11 protein-coding genes are annotated in these 14,049 nt (G+C 39.1%); 6 read left to right on the forward strand and 5 right to left on the reverse strand.

Annotated elements, in window-relative coordinates; translation table 11 throughout:
* Positions 1 to 85: 85 nt before the first annotated feature.
* From QZT73_RS05760 to QZT73_RS05775, 4 genes are all read right to left on the reverse strand, one after another.
* Positions 86 to 1,543, reverse strand: coding sequence for a TolC family protein (locus tag QZT73_RS05760; RefSeq protein WP_291787121.1), 1,458 nt, complete (start codon positions 1,541 to 1,543; stop codon positions 86 to 88).
* Entirely contained in the window at positions 1,540 to 4,695 is a 3,156-nt protein-coding gene (locus QZT73_RS05765) for an efflux RND transporter permease subunit (protein WP_291784631.1), read from the reverse strand. The genes QZT73_RS05760 and QZT73_RS05765 overlap by 4 nt, the downstream gene beginning before the upstream one ends.
* A gap of 3 nt (positions 4,696 to 4,698) precedes the next feature.
* Positions 4,699 to 5,811, reverse strand: a complete 1,113-nt coding sequence (locus QZT73_RS05770) for an efflux RND transporter periplasmic adaptor subunit (RefSeq protein ID WP_291784637.1) — start codon at positions 5,809 to 5,811, stop codon at positions 4,699 to 4,701.
* Positions 5,812 to 5,959: 148 nt separating this feature from the next.
* Positions 5,960 to 6,283: a hypothetical protein gene (locus QZT73_RS05775; RefSeq protein WP_291784633.1), complete on the reverse strand. Its 324-nt coding sequence runs from the start codon at positions 6,281 to 6,283 to the stop codon at positions 5,960 to 5,962.
* Positions 6,284 to 6,998: 715 nt separating this feature from the next.
* Here QZT73_RS05775 and fmt point away from each other — a divergent pair.
* From fmt to QZT73_RS05805, 6 genes are all read left to right on the forward strand, one after another.
* Positions 6,999 to 7,934: a methionyl-tRNA formyltransferase gene (fmt, locus tag QZT73_RS05780; RefSeq protein WP_291787124.1), complete on the forward strand. Its 936-nt coding sequence runs from the start codon at positions 6,999 to 7,001 to the stop codon at positions 7,932 to 7,934.
* Positions 7,935 to 8,021: 87 nt separating this feature from the next.
* Positions 8,022 to 8,954 (forward strand): DUF4412 domain-containing protein, encoded by a 933-nt coding sequence (locus QZT73_RS05785; RefSeq protein WP_291787126.1) that lies wholly within the window; start codon positions 8,022 to 8,024, stop codon positions 8,952 to 8,954.
* 109 nt (positions 8,955 to 9,063) lie between these two features.
* The gene (locus QZT73_RS05790; protein WP_291787128.1) at positions 9,064 to 9,564 is read left to right on the forward strand and encodes a dihydrofolate reductase; all 501 of its coding nucleotides are present in this window, start codon (positions 9,064 to 9,066) and stop codon (positions 9,562 to 9,564) included.
* Positions 9,561 to 10,346, forward strand: coding sequence for an SDR family oxidoreductase (locus QZT73_RS05795; protein ID WP_291787130.1), 786 nt, complete (start codon positions 9,561 to 9,563; stop codon positions 10,344 to 10,346). Before QZT73_RS05790 ends, QZT73_RS05795 begins: the two co-directional genes overlap by 4 nt.
* A gap of 37 nt (positions 10,347 to 10,383) precedes the next feature.
* On the forward strand, positions 10,384 to 11,649 hold the full coding sequence (locus QZT73_RS05800) for a competence/damage-inducible protein A (protein WP_291787133.1): 1,266 nt from the start codon (positions 10,384 to 10,386) through the stop codon (positions 11,647 to 11,649).
* 83 nt (positions 11,650 to 11,732) lie between these two features.
* The gene (locus QZT73_RS05805) at positions 11,733 to 13,046 is read left to right on the forward strand and encodes a dihydrolipoamide acetyltransferase family protein (RefSeq protein WP_291787136.1); all 1,314 of its coding nucleotides are present in this window, start codon (positions 11,733 to 11,735) and stop codon (positions 13,044 to 13,046) included.
* Positions 13,047 to 13,056: 10 nt separating this feature from the next.
* Here QZT73_RS05805 and QZT73_RS05810 read toward each other — a convergent pair.
* The coding region (locus tag QZT73_RS05810) for an ATP-binding protein (RefSeq protein WP_291787139.1) at positions 13,057 to 14,049 on the reverse strand (993 nt) is incomplete at its 5' end.

Below are 14,049 nucleotides of genomic sequence, written 5' to 3' on the forward strand. Positions count from 1 at the left end.
CGTGCTGAAAATAACTGAAGTCTTCATCACTTTCCTTGAGATACTTGTACCGGGGCTTTTTGTTTTCCCAATATTAAAGGATCAGTTAATTCCATCCTCCTCCTAATGCCCTGTATAATTTCACATTGGTTTGTAGCTGTTCTCTTTTCAATTCTATTAATTCAATCTCAGATTCCAATGCACGGCTTTGGGCATTCAAAACCTCAAGATAATCTGCGTATCCAACTCTAAACATAATATTTGAATTTTCGACCGACCGTTTTTGAACTTCTACTTCGTAGGTTTTCAGTTGCAGTTGTTCATCAAAAGCCTCAAATTCATTGACAAGGTTAAGAATTTCCAAATAGCTTTTAAATACGGTTTGCTCATAATCCAGATACGCTATTTTCTTTGAAGCCTTGGCCATCTCAAAATTCATTTTAATTTGATTTCTATTGAAAATAGGAGCAACGAGACCTCCTCCTAACTGATAGACCACGGAGGCTGGACTAAAAAACAACCTGGAGAAATCGAAGGCATTGAATCCTGCCATTCCTCCCAACTGTATACTTGGAAAGAAAGCGGCACGGGCAACCTGTACCTCAGCTTTTGTTGCTAATAACTCACGCTCGGCAATTCGAATATCAGGCCTAAATGCCAACAGTTCCGCGGGCAAGCCTATATCAATCAAATCAGGAGTATCAAAAACTTCGCCCATTGCATTCCGGGTGTGTTGGAAGTCATATACACCAAGTAATTGCGCCATTTGCAGTTCAGCTGTTCGGAGTTCCCGCTTTCTATCGATTAACTGAGCCTTAGAGTTGAGCATCAAAGCCTCAAATTGATCCACCGCTAGTTGGTTTTCTTTACCAGATTCTTTTAAGTCTTTTGAAAGATTGACTGCAAACTCCTGTAATTGAATATTGGCTTCCAAAATCCGGATTTCTTCATCTAAAGCCACCAACTCATAATATTGTTGGGACACCTCTCCAACCAACCAGGTCTTGATGGCGTTGACCATTTCCTCGGATGCCAAGTACCTGGAAAAAGCAGCTTTTTTGCGATTTCGGAGTTTGGACCAAACGTCAATTTCCCAATTAAATTGAGTCCCTATGATGAAGTCCCGATAAGGATCTGGAATAAGTTTGTCCTCTGGTACTGTGGGAGAAAGGTTGGAGTCGGCATTACCTACTCCATCCATCGTATACTCTCCAAACCTCCTTACGGAAGCACCGGCAAGTGCATTGACCTCAGGAAGTAATCCGCCTTTGGCTATCCTGAAATTAGCTCGGGCTATACGGATTCTTTCCAGCGTTTTTAAATGATCTTGGTTATTGTCCAAGGCCACTTGAATTAAATCTTTTAGATTCTCATCCTCAAAGAAATTCTGCCACTGAAGTAATGCGACTGATGTTTTCTCTTCAAGTATTATTTCTACCTCGAAATTACTCGGCATTTCCGTCTGAGTATCTTCCAAGGTCAATTCTGCAGTTTTACAAGAAGCTAAGAATAGACCTGTCAGAACCAGCCCAGCGAGTGTATGAATATTCACAAATGCTTTCATGATACAGGTTGTTCTTGTTTGATTTCGATGGTTTTCTTTTTCTTGAATTTGGTATCAAGTGTTTCAAAAACCACATATAGACCAGGGATCAAAAAGACACCTATAAGCGTTCCTATAAGCATACCACCGGCAGCTGCTGTTCCAATAGTTCTATTTCCTATTGCCCCTGCACCAGTAGCGATAGTCAAAGGAGTCAAACCTGCTATAAAAGCAAAAGAAGTCATCAGGATAGGTCGCAACCTTTCTACGCCCCCATTGATAGCACTTTGGAGGATAGATAAACCTTTTTGCCTGTTCTGAATGGCAATTTCTACGATCAAAATGGCATTTTTACCCAAAAGACCTATCAGCATAACCAAAGAAACCTGTGCATAAATATTATTTTCGAGACCGGTAATCTTCAGAAATAGGAATGAACCAAATATCCCTGCTGGCAAGGATAATATAACTGGCAATGGCAAAAAATAGCTTTCATATTGTGCCGCCAACAACAAATACACAAATACCAAACACACGGCAAAGATGTAGATTGCCTGATTTCCTGACTCGATCTGCTCTCGGGTAATTCCAGACCAGTCAATATCAAACCCTCTTGGCAATACTTTTAAGGCTACCTCTTCCACTGCTTTGATGGCATCACCAGAGGCATACCCATCTGCTGCATCTCCAGTAATCAAAGCTGAATTGAACATATTGTATCTTGTCAATTGTTCAGGTCCAAAAACTTTTTCAAGAGTTAAGAAATTGGAATAAGGAACCATTTGCCCCCTATCATTTTTAGCATACATTGCCAGCAGTGATTCTGGAGAAGTACGGTATTCGGGAGAAGCCTGAATCATCACTTTGTACATCTGACCATACCGGATAAAATTGGAAGAATAAAAACTTCCAATATAAGACTGCAGGGTCTCCATCGCATCGTTAACAGAAATGCCTAATTTAGCAGCCTTGTCATGGTCTACGTTCAGAATATATTGGGGAAAATTCGGTTCGAAATTGGTAGTAACCTCTTTTAATTCTGGTCTTGCATTCAATTCGTCAATAAAGTCTTGGGTTACATCGGCCATTACAGCCAATGGCCCTCCTGTCCTATCCTGCATTCTTAACTCAAACCCTGAAGCATTCCCAAAACCCGGTACCGGAGGAGGTGAGAAAAATTGAATCTCGGCTCCTTTAATATGAGAAACCCGATCTTGATAATCAAGTATCAACTCATTGACATTTTTATCCCTGTCACTCCAACCTACAAGATTGATCATTCCCATGCCATAGGAAGCACCAGCTGTTTCAGTCATCAAACTGTAACCTGCAAGTGTGGAAATGGTCTCTACTTCCTCCAATGGCAACAAACTGGCCTGCACCATATCCATCACTTCTTTAGTCCTTTCGACAGTCGCTCCTGGAGGCGTGGTAACATTTACATAAACCATTCCTTGATCTTCATTGGGTATGAACCCTGTAGGCAAAACAGCAAGTCCTCCATAAGCTAAAAAGAAAAACAAAATTAAGGACCCGAAAGTGACTGCCCTTCTTCCCGCAATCTTTTTCACAATGGCTGCATAGCGCTTGGCAACTGCATCATAGCGTTTGTTAAAGCCATAAAAAAACTTTTGAAGCCATCCTTTTTTAGGATCATGTTCCACATCAGAAGGTTTTAACAACAAAGCACACAAAGCTGGAGATAATGTCAGTGCATTAATACCCGAAATCACAATCGCTATAGCGAGAGTAAGGGAAAACTGCCTATAAAAAATTCCTACTGGTCCCGAAAGAAAACTTACGGGCACAAATACTGCTGACATGACCAATGTAATCGCTACAATAGCTCCTCCAATTTCTTTCATAGCAGCAAGCGTTGCGTCTAAGGCATTTAATTTTAGATCATGCATTTTCACATGAACTGCTTCTACTACCACAATGGCATTGTCCACTACAATTCCAATCGCTAAAACAAGTGCAAATAAGGTCAGCAAATTGATCGAAAAACCAAATAATTGCATAAAAAAGAAGGTTCCTATCAAGGATACAGGCACGGCAATAGCAGGAATCAATGTAGATCTAAAATCCTGAAGGAAAATAAATACCACCAATGACACCAGCAAGAAGGCTTCTATCAGTGTTTTGATTACTTCAAATATGGAAGCATCCAAAAATCTGGAAACATCATATGAGACATTGTATTCCATTCCGGGTGGAAATGACTCCTCTTGAAGTTCTTCCATCTTATCTTTGATGTTTTGGATCACCTCTCTGGCATTCGAACCAGGTCTCTGCTTTATCATAATGGACGCTGAAGGCTTTCCATCCGTCATCGATACCATACTGTATTCCTGCGCATCAAAAACCACTTCTGCCACATCTCTCAATTTCAAAAGTGAACCATCCGGAAGCGCCTTCAAAGTAATATTTTCAAACTCCTCTTCCTGATTGAACTTCCCCGTATATTTCAAAACATACTGTAGGGCCTGTGGATCCCTATCGGATGCAATGCCAGACTTACCAGGTGCAGCCTCTACATTTTGCCTTCGAATTGCCTCTGTCACATCTTGAGGCGAAAGGTTATAAGCCACCAATCTATCAGGATTTAGCCAAATCCTCATCGCATAATCCTTGAATCCCATAATCTGTGCAAACCCCACACCATCGATTCGCTTCAACTCTGGCAGAATATTAATATCTGCAAAATTGTAAACAAATTTTTCGTCTTGCGTAGAGTCTGAAGTGATCAGATTGAGGTAAAGCAACATTGAATTCACTTCTTTTTCAGCTTGAACCCCTGCCCGAATGACCTCTTCCGGTAGTTCATCCAAAACAGTGGCAACCCGGTTTTGAACGTTCACGGCAGCTTGATCTGGATCAGTACCTACTTTAAAAATTATATTGATCATAGTAACACCATCATTGGTATTTACAGATGTCATATAACTCATCCCTGGCACACCATTGATGGCCCTTTCCAATGGTGTAGCTACCGCCTTGGCTAAAACTTCCGCATTAGCCCCAGTATACCTTGCTGTTACCATTACGGAAGGAGGTACGATTTCAGGAAATTGGGTAATTGGCAATGAAGTCAATGCCAGTAAACCCAAAAGCGTGATAAATATCGAAATGACCGTGGATAAAATCGGTCTCCTGATGAATAACTCTAGCATGGCTTAGGACTTTGTAGTTACCAAAGTATCATACACTTCTAACTCAGGTTTTATTTCAGGCATCACCTCCATACCATCCTTTACCTGTTGGATACCTTCATAGATGATTCTATCTCCAGGTTCAAAACTATCCGCTATGTAGAATAGGCCAAACCGCTGAATTGGTTTAAAGCTTCTCACTCTCACCGTATTGTTCTTATCCACGATATACACATAATTGTAATCTTGAATCTCAAAAGTGGATTTTTGAGGAATCAAAAAGATACCTTCCATAGATTCACTCATTTCAACTTTTCCCGTAGACCCATGTTTGATCAACTGATCTGGATTAGGGAAACGTACCCGAAAAGCAATCGAACCAGTGCCTTGCTCAAAATCGGCTTCCATCGTTTCAAGTTTACCTGTATACTCATAATAAACTCCATCTGATAAAATCAAGGAGACTTCTTGATCATCTAAAGTGTCATTTTCGATTTTATCTCGCATGTATTTCAAATATTCATTCTCCGTGACCTTGTAGTAGGCAAAAATCTCCGAGATATCAGTAATGTTGGTTAACAAATCACCAGCAGTGACCAAGCTTCCTGTTTTATAGGGAATTCTATCAACTATTCCATCAAATGGAGCTTTAATCGTAGTATAAGACAATCCGGTACGTGCATTTTTTAACATAGATTCTGCCTCCGAAATCGCAGATTCGGCTACAGCTTTTTTTGACAAGGCCAACTGATATTCGGATCTGGCAATGATGTTCTTATCTACTAAAACCTTTAAACGGTCAACTTCCAACTGTGCTGCTTGTGCTTCTGCCCTTGCTTGGAATAAGCGTGCATTGGCAGAATTAACCATTTCATTATATTCATTGGAAGTTAATTGAAAGAGATTTTGTCCTTTTTTCACAAATTGACCTTCGTCCACATAAATGCGGTCCACAAAACCTTCAACTTTGACCCTGACTTCCACAAACTGTACTGCCTGAATATCACTCACATAGGTTTTTGGAAGGGTGATGCTCATTGGCTGAAGCTCTAATGTAGGAACCTGGACAAGTGCTTGATTTTGATTTTTACTATTGCTATTACTACAAGCATGGAGATTCAAGAGGGCAATGAACATTCCCAATTGACTCCAAATAGGAAGCCTGTAAGTTCCTATTCGAACATTAAAGAAATTGGTTTTCATAAATAAATGAATTGTGAATAATCTTTCAGAGAAAGTTACTGAAGGGTTTATTGCAAATAAAAGAAGGAGGAAAAGCCTCTAATCAAGGGGCATTGGCGGCAATGGATTTGCCAATCAAAAAATCAAGACTTGAAAATATGTCCAGCGGAATATATGCAACTGATGGGAGCGAGGGCTTTGATAACCTCAATGCCTCAGAAACAAAATCAAAAACACTAAGTACGATGATTCGTTGAATCTTTAATGATTGGGTAGAGCTTGATCTTGAGATCGATGTAGGGAAATCCACATAATCGAAATCAACTTCATTTAAAAATTCACCTGTATACTCTATATCCTGTTCTTCTTCAAATCCATCAAAAACAGCCAACACTACAAAAAACATAGCCATTGCCAATGCAATCATGCGTAGGATTTGAGTTGAATATGGTATAGCTTGTTTCACGATACAAAAGTAGTCAAATTTCGAACCAAAAAATCTTTTTTCAATAATCTAGGAAAAATAATGTTTTGATTTTTTTAAAAGGTGATAAACTCAACAAATTACTTGATTAAATCACTTGATGAGTCTATCAGCATCGTTTATTATTTCATACTCAAATCCCAACCGAAGAAATTGAGCTCTATGACTAAGCCTGATGGTTTATCATTGCCTTCGTAGGGAGGTAACACCCCTGTGCAAAACAATGATAGTTCCCAATCCCACAATTAAAATAAGCAAACTCCTTTTCATCCCATTGATCTGCTAAATTAATACCCGATTGCGTACCAAAATTGAAATCAAAGGTTTCTGATATTCGAAACTGCTTTTGGATAGAAGGCATCAAAATCTTACTCGGTCATTATTTCAATGTCCTGAAAAATAACATCTTCCAAATCTTCAAACTGATCACATTCCGACAAAAAAGTGAAAACTGTCACGAATATTACAGAGATTGTATTTATAAGGCTTTTTCTACTTCGAATTGTTTGGATCATATGTTATCAGAACTGAATATACCTATATAAAAAACCCCACAAATTTCATAAAAAAAGGTTCTAAACTCCAATTAAAATAAATCCACACCCGATTTCAGTATTTTTTTACAATTTTTGTTATTTCAATTTAGATTTTGAAGTAAATGAAGAAAGATATTCGGATCATATATATGGGTACTCCTGAATTTGCTGTACCCGCCTTGGAGAATTTGGTAAATGGGGGCTGGAATGTAGTGGCCGTGATTACAGCGCCTGATAAACCTAAAGGAAGAGGTCAGAAGATGATCCCATCTCCAATAAAAGAAGCCGCTCTACAGTTTAACATTCCTATATTACAACCAACTAACCTGAAATCACCGGAATTTTTAGCCGAGCTGACATCATACCAAGCAGACCTTCAAATTGTGGTCGCTTTTCGTATGCTGCCTGAGGTGGTTTGGAACATGCCACCACTTGGCACATTCAATCTTCATGCTTCTCTCCTTCCGGATTACCGGGGCGCAGCACCCATCAACTGGGCCATCATCAATGGTGAAAAAGAAACAGGAGTGACTACCTTTTTCCTAAAGCATGAGATAGATACTGGAAATATAATTTTTCAGGAAAAAGAACCCATACTTGAGGAAGACAATCTGGGAAGTTTATATGAGAGGTTAATGAAAAAAGGTGCCTATCTAGTATTGAAAACAGTTCAATCTATCGCTTCGGAGGAAGTCATCCTCAAGCCGCAAGATGAAAGTCGGGCAAAACACCATGCCCCTAAAATCTACAAAGAAACCTGTGAAATAGATTGGCAAAAATCTGCTGTGGAGATCCATAATTTAGTGAGGGGTTTGTCTCCCTATCCAGCAGCATATACAAGTATAGATGGAAAAAACTGCAAAATATTTAAAACCAAATTTTTCGAAGACGATATTACTGGTCTCAAAGCCGGTGAGTATCAAAGTGATGGGAAAACTATTCTTAAATTTCAAACAGGAAAAGGACAGGTACATGTTCTGGAAATTCAGATGGAGGGCAAAAAAAGACTTTCAATTGATGAATTTTTGAGGGGCTATACACTTTTAAATAAGAAATAAAGCATTTTGAACCTATTAATTAGGTTTTGGTTATGGCTTTTAATTCATTTTTACTAATTTGAGGGTAAATTTTAACCCAACATAAAAATGAAAAAATTAAGCTGTTTTTTATTAGCCTTCTTTTTACTTACAACGACTTTTGTAGATGCCCAGATTATGCGAAGACTCAGAGATGCTGCTGAAAGAGGAGTGAGTAGAGCAGTTGAAAAAAGAGTGGAGTCTGAAATGGAAAAGGTTGCCCAAAGGCAACTGGAGAAAGTTTTTGGACAAATTTACGGGCCTGAAGGAATGCCAGGCGTAGATTGGGAAAAAATATTGGGTGGAATAAGTGCTGACGTTCCGGTAGCTGACAGTTATGATTTCACGGGCTATACTGTCATGGAAATGACTGGGAAAGATGAAAAAGGCAGGGATATAGATGCTAACCGTATCAAATCTTTTTTATCAGATTCTAAAATGATTATTGGAATGGAGATAGCACTTCAGGAAAAAAATAAAAATGAAGGGGTCTCCATTTTGATTTATGACCTGGAAAGAAATGCTTCTATTATTCTTTTTGAAAATGAAGGAGAAAAAGCCAGAATGGCCTATGGCTTTGACTTTGAAAAGATAGCCGAAGGAATAGAAATTGATGAGGATGAGGCTGAAATCGATTTTTCGGGAGAAAATTTCAATTTTAAGAAGACTGGAAATACCAAGACAATTTTAGGTTATGCCTGCGACGAATATGTTGTGGATGATGAAGAGGGAAAGGCCACTTATTGGATAAGCCAAAAACCCATACAGGGCACATCTGGTTTTTGGGGAGAAAGCAATCCATTTTTAAATGCAAAGATGAAAGGTGAGAATATGGATTACTTCAAACAAATGCCCCAAGGAAATTTACTGGATATGATATTTGAGAGCAAAACTGATAAAAGTATCATCCAAATGACAGTCGTTGAAATCAATGAAAATGACAAAAGGAGTTTTGTGATGGCAGATTACCCCAGCGCTTTTGCAGGTATGCAAGAAAAGTAAATTTGAAAGCAGCCCCACGAAGACATTTTACTTGAGGCTGCTTTTTTATCATTGTTAGATTTTCATCCTCAATGAAACCTTGGTATCTTGGCGCTTAAAATCAATCACCTTGAAAATATCAATCATAGTTGCCAAAGCCAAAAATGATGTCATTGGAAAAGACAATGAGCTTATCTGGAAATTATCATCAGACCTGAAGCTTTTTAAAAAATTAACTACTGGCCATCACATCATTATGGGAAGGAAAACCTACGAATCCGTAGGAAGACCATTACCTAACAGGACTTCTGTAGTAGTCACAAGAAATAAGGAATACAGCTTACCAGAAGGCCATATAGTAGCTCATTCTCTCAAAGAGGCAATCCAAGTATGTATAGGCAAACAATTATCTCAGGTTTTTATTATAGGTGGTGCTGAAATCTATAAAGAAGCTCTGCCAATTGCTGATGAACTTTTCATCACTCATGTAGATGCCTCTCCTGAGGGAGATGCATTTTTCCCGTGCATTGACACAGACATTTGGCATGCAATATCTACCGAGCATTATGAAAAAGATAAAAACAATCAGTACAGCTTTGACTTTGTGATATATAAAAGAAACCCAAAATGATTCAAAAAACCATATGGATCACGGGTGCCTCCTCAGGTATAGGTGAGGCACTGTTTAAAGCGTATGAAAAGAAGGGTGACAAACTTATAATCTCTGCAAGAAATGCTGCTGCCTTACAGATGTTAAAAGAAAATGCATCTTATCCTGAAAGGGTACATGTATTGCCTTTGGACCTGAATGAAGTATCCAGTTTTGAAAGGAAATGCCAAGAAGCCATAGAAGCTTTTGGAAGAATAGATATATTGATCAATAATGGAGGTATAAGTCAACGTTCACTTGCTTTAGAGACCTCATTGGAGGTAGACCGGAAAATAATGGATGTTAATTTTTTTGGCACCATCGGACTCAGCAAAGCTATTTTACCTCACTTTATTGCCAATAAATCCGGTCATTATGCTGTGGTAAGTAGTTTGGTCGGAAAATTTGGATCACCGTATAGAACTGCATATGCAGCTTCCAAACATGCGCTACACGGCTTTTTTGATTCATTGAGGGCTGAGCACTACAAGGACAATATCGATGTAACCTTGATTTGTCCAGGATTCATTAGAACCAAAGTATCAATCAATGCATTGACAGGGGATGGTTCGACCTTAAATGAAATGGATGAAGCTCAGGATAAGGGAATGGCGCCAGAAAAATGCGCCCGTCAAATTTCTAATGCCATTGAAAAAAAGAAAGAGGAAGTACTCATAGGAGGGAAAGAGAAATATGCTGTTTACCTTAAACGTTTCTTTCCTGGTATTTTTTCTAAAATATTAAGAAGTGCCAAAGTTCGCTAAATCATAATTAATACTTTCAATATCATCGAAATACGGGATGGCCCCATACAAAGAATTAAAAGCAGAAATATTATCCATTGGAGACGAGTTACTCTACGGGCAGATTATTGACACCAATAGCCATTGGATCAGTCAGGAATTGGATAAAATTGGCATCCGGGTTGTAAGAAGAACGACTGTTGGGGATAATAGAGATTCTATTTTGGAGGCTTTCAGGAGTGCAGAGGAAAGAGTTGACGTCATTCTCATGACAGGGGGATTAGGGCCTACAAATGATGACCTTACCAAACCTCTTCTGGCAGAATATTTTAATTGTGAAATTAAATTGGTTCCAGAAGCCCTGGATGCCGTTAGAAGTTTTTTTGAAAAAAGAGGAAGGGAACTTACTCCGATCAATAAACTTCAAGCGCACCTTCCAACAAAATGTACGTATATACCCAATGAGTTGGGAACAGCGCCCGGGATGTGGTTCCACGAGAAGGGTAAAGTATGGATGTCTATGCCTGGGGTACCACATGAGATGAAAAAACTGATGATTGATCACGTAATTCCGAAAATAAAAGAAATCTACACCCTACCACACATTTACCATAAAGTAATCAAAACTGTTGGTATAGGGGAAAGTTGGTTATCTGAATTGATCAAGGATTGGGAATTGAATCTTCCTAAACATATCAAATTGGCCTATCTTCCTTCCCTTGGACAGGTCAAATTGAGATTAACCGCATTTGGTGCAGAAATGAGTAAGTTGAAAGATGATGTAGAAAAAGAAATTGAAAATGTAAAGCCTTTGATTGAAAAATACATATTTGGATATAACCAGGAAAAACTGGAAGAGGCAATTGGTAGGCTGCTGAAATTACAAGGAAAAAATGTAGCTTTTGCAGAAAGCTGTTCAGGCGGGTATATTTCTCATCTTGTCACTTCCATACCAGGGTCCAGCGAATATTTTCAAGGAGGAATCATCCCCTATCACAATGTATTTAAAAATGAAATTCTAGGAGTAGAAGCAAATATTCTTAAAGAAAAAGGTGCTGTTAGTCAAGAGACAGTAATTCAGATGTCAGAAAATGTGAGAAAAATGTTCAATGCGGATTTCGGGCTTGCCAGTAGTGGAATTGCCGGCCCAGGAGGAGGTTGGGCAGAAAAACCTGTAGGTACTGTTTGGATAGCCTGCGCGATGAAAGAAAGGACTATTTCGAAAAAATTACAGTTAACTCAGGATAGAATGCTGAATATTCAATTGACAGGTGTAGCAGTACTGAACCTTCTCAGACAATCAATTGAAGGAAAAACAGAATAAAAATTCTATTAATCAATTTTGTATTGGTTAAAATAAAATATAATTTTAAATCTCAGAAATAAACCCAATTAAATAATATTAGTATGGCGACTGTAGAAATGCTAATGCCCAAAATGGGTGAAAGTATCATAGAAGGAACAATTCTCACTTGGTTAAAGAAAGAAGGAGACCCCATCGAACAGGATGAATCAGTACTTGAGGTTGCTACTGATAAAGTAGACACAGAAGTACCCGCCACGCATGAAGGTATTCTCAAGAAAATTCTGGCCAAAGAAGGTGAGGTCATTGCAGTAGGTGCTCCCATTGCCATCATAGAAACCGAAGGAGAAGAAAGCACCCCCAATGGAACATTGAAGCCAGATAAGGATGAAAAAGAGTCTCTGATTGCTGCTGCTCCCTCACAAACACAAACTGTGTTAGCAAACCCTACCCAAATCGAAATCAAAGAGGGAGATGATCGCTTTTATTCCCCTTTGGTTCTCAGTATTGCCAAAGAAGAAAAGATCAATAGGTCGGAACTTTCAGGAATCCCGGGAACTGGAAAGGATGGTAGGGTTACCAAACAGGACATGTTGAACTATTTGAGAGATAGGAAAAAGCAGACAGCATTTGACAGTAGACCAGTTTCTTCTGGCTCTCAAAGTACTTTGCAAGCAGTACCTGCGCGTGTCGAGCTTAGCATATCTGCAGAGGATGAAATAATTGAAATGGATCGCATGAGAAAGATGATTTCTCAGCGCATGGTGGATTCCAAGAGAATTTCCCCCCATGTTACTTCCTTTGTAGAAGCTGATGTGACCAATATCGTATTATGGAGAAACAAAATAAAAGACACCTATAAAAAGAAAGAAGGCGAACCCCTTACATTTACCCCTTTCTTCATTCAGGCAGTTGCTAAGGCCATCAAAGATTTCCCAATGATCAATATTTCAGTGGATGGCGATAAAATCATCAAGAAAAAAGACATCAATATAGGGGTAGCGGTAGCTCTACCCACAGGAAATCTCATTGTACCTGTCATCAAAAATGCAGATCAATTCAACCTTACCGGCCTGTCCAAAAAAATCAACGATCTTGCAAGTAGGGCCAGAAACAACAAATTATCTCCTGACGAATTGAGTGGTGGCACGTACTCTGTTTCAAATGTGGGCAGCTTTGGAAACACCATGGGCACTCCGATTATCATGCAGCCTCAAGTAGCTATCCTTGCCGTGGGAGCCATTCAGAAAAAGCCTGCTGTATTAGAATTACCAACCGGAGATGTAATTGCCATTAGGCACAAAATGTTCCTCTCCCATTCCTACGATCACCGCGTAGTCGATGGATCTTTAGGAGGCATGTTTGTCAGAAGAGTGGCTGACTACCTAGAAGCATTTGATTTGGAAGCGGAATTATAAAAAAAGAGGCTTAGGCCTCTTTTTTTGTGGCTTTCTCTCTATACCGTTCTTTGATAATTTTGGCTATATCATGGATACTGACCGGCTTGGTCAAGTAATGCTCCATTCCGGAATCCATGGCATTTTCCACATCCTCTCTAAAGGCGTTTGCGGAAAGTCCTACAATCATAGTAGAAGACCTGTCTATTATTTTTCTAATTTCTCGGGTAGCATCTAGCCCGTTCATCTTGGGCATTTGTATATCCATGAAAACCAAATCAAAAGACATATTCCTCTTTACCAGTTCCACAGCTTCCAATCCATTTCTTGCCACTTTGACCTCATATCCCAATTGCTCCATAAGCATTTTCATAAACACAAGGTTGGTCTTATTGTCTTCAACAAGAAGTATTTCCAAAGGACAGTGAAGAGCCATTCCCTGTAACGCAACCTCCTCATCGTCCAATTCAAAAATGTTTCCATTGCCAGTTTCTTCATAACTGCTCACCAATGTGCCAAAAACGGAGAAGCTGAACGTGGATCCTTTTCCTAAGACACTCTCTATTTCAAGTTCACCTCCCATTAATTCTATCAACTTTTGGGAAATGGCAAGTCCAAGACCTGTCCCCTCGAATTCCCTGGTATTGCTGCCATCAATTTGCACAAAGGGTTCAGTCAGCTCGGAAATCCTCCCTTCAGGAATACCTTCCCCATCATCCTTTACCACAAAGTGTAACAATATAGTATCTTCCAAAAAGGATTCTGTTGATATCCTTACATCTACATTCCCTCCTTTTGGTGTGAATTTGATAGCGTTGCCAACAATATTCATTAAAATTTGGCCCAACTTTTCCTTATCCAAACGAACATATCCCGGCATTAAGGGATCGAAATGATAAGAAAATTTAATTTCCTTCTTGTCAATTATTCCTGAAAAAATTTTAAAAATCCGGATGATTTCATTGCTTACATGGAAAACTGAAAATTTTAATTCTAACATCCCGGATTCTATTTTCGAATATTC

It is taken from the genome of Cecembia sp., from assembly GCF_007126775.1.
Classification (GTDB): Bacteria; Bacteroidota; Bacteroidia; order Cytophagales; family Cyclobacteriaceae; genus Cecembia.

What these genes read in the sequence shown, in the direction of transcription:
- QZT73_RS05770 (WP_291784637.1), bottom strand. Translation starts at nt 5,811, where the DNA reads ATGTTCATTGCCCTCTTGAATCTCCATGCTTGTAGTAATAGCAATAGT.
- QZT73_RS05805 (WP_291787136.1), top strand. Translation starts at nt 11,733, where the DNA reads ATGGCGACTGTAGAAATGCTAATGCCCAAAATGGGTGAAAGTATCATA.
- QZT73_RS05775 (WP_291784633.1), bottom strand. Translation starts at nt 6,283, where the DNA reads ATGATTGCATTGGCAATGGCTATGTTTTTTGTAGTGTTGGCTGTTTTT.
- fmt (WP_291787124.1), top strand. Translation starts at nt 6,999, where the DNA reads ATGAAGAAAGATATTCGGATCATATATATGGGTACTCCTGAATTTGCT.
- QZT73_RS05800 (WP_291787133.1), top strand. Translation starts at nt 10,384, where the DNA reads ATGGCCCCATACAAAGAATTAAAAGCAGAAATATTATCCATTGGAGAC.
- QZT73_RS05795 (WP_291787130.1), top strand. Translation starts at nt 9,561, where the DNA reads ATGATTCAAAAAACCATATGGATCACGGGTGCCTCCTCAGGTATAGGT.
- QZT73_RS05785 (WP_291787126.1), top strand. Translation starts at nt 8,022, where the DNA reads ATGAAAAAATTAAGCTGTTTTTTATTAGCCTTCTTTTTACTTACAACG.
- QZT73_RS05765 (WP_291784631.1), bottom strand. Translation starts at nt 4,695, where the DNA reads ATGCTAGAGTTATTCATCAGGAGACCGATTTTATCCACGGTCATTTCG.
- QZT73_RS05760 (WP_291787121.1), bottom strand. Translation starts at nt 1,543, where the DNA reads ATGAAAGCATTTGTGAATATTCATACACTCGCTGGGCTGGTTCTGACA.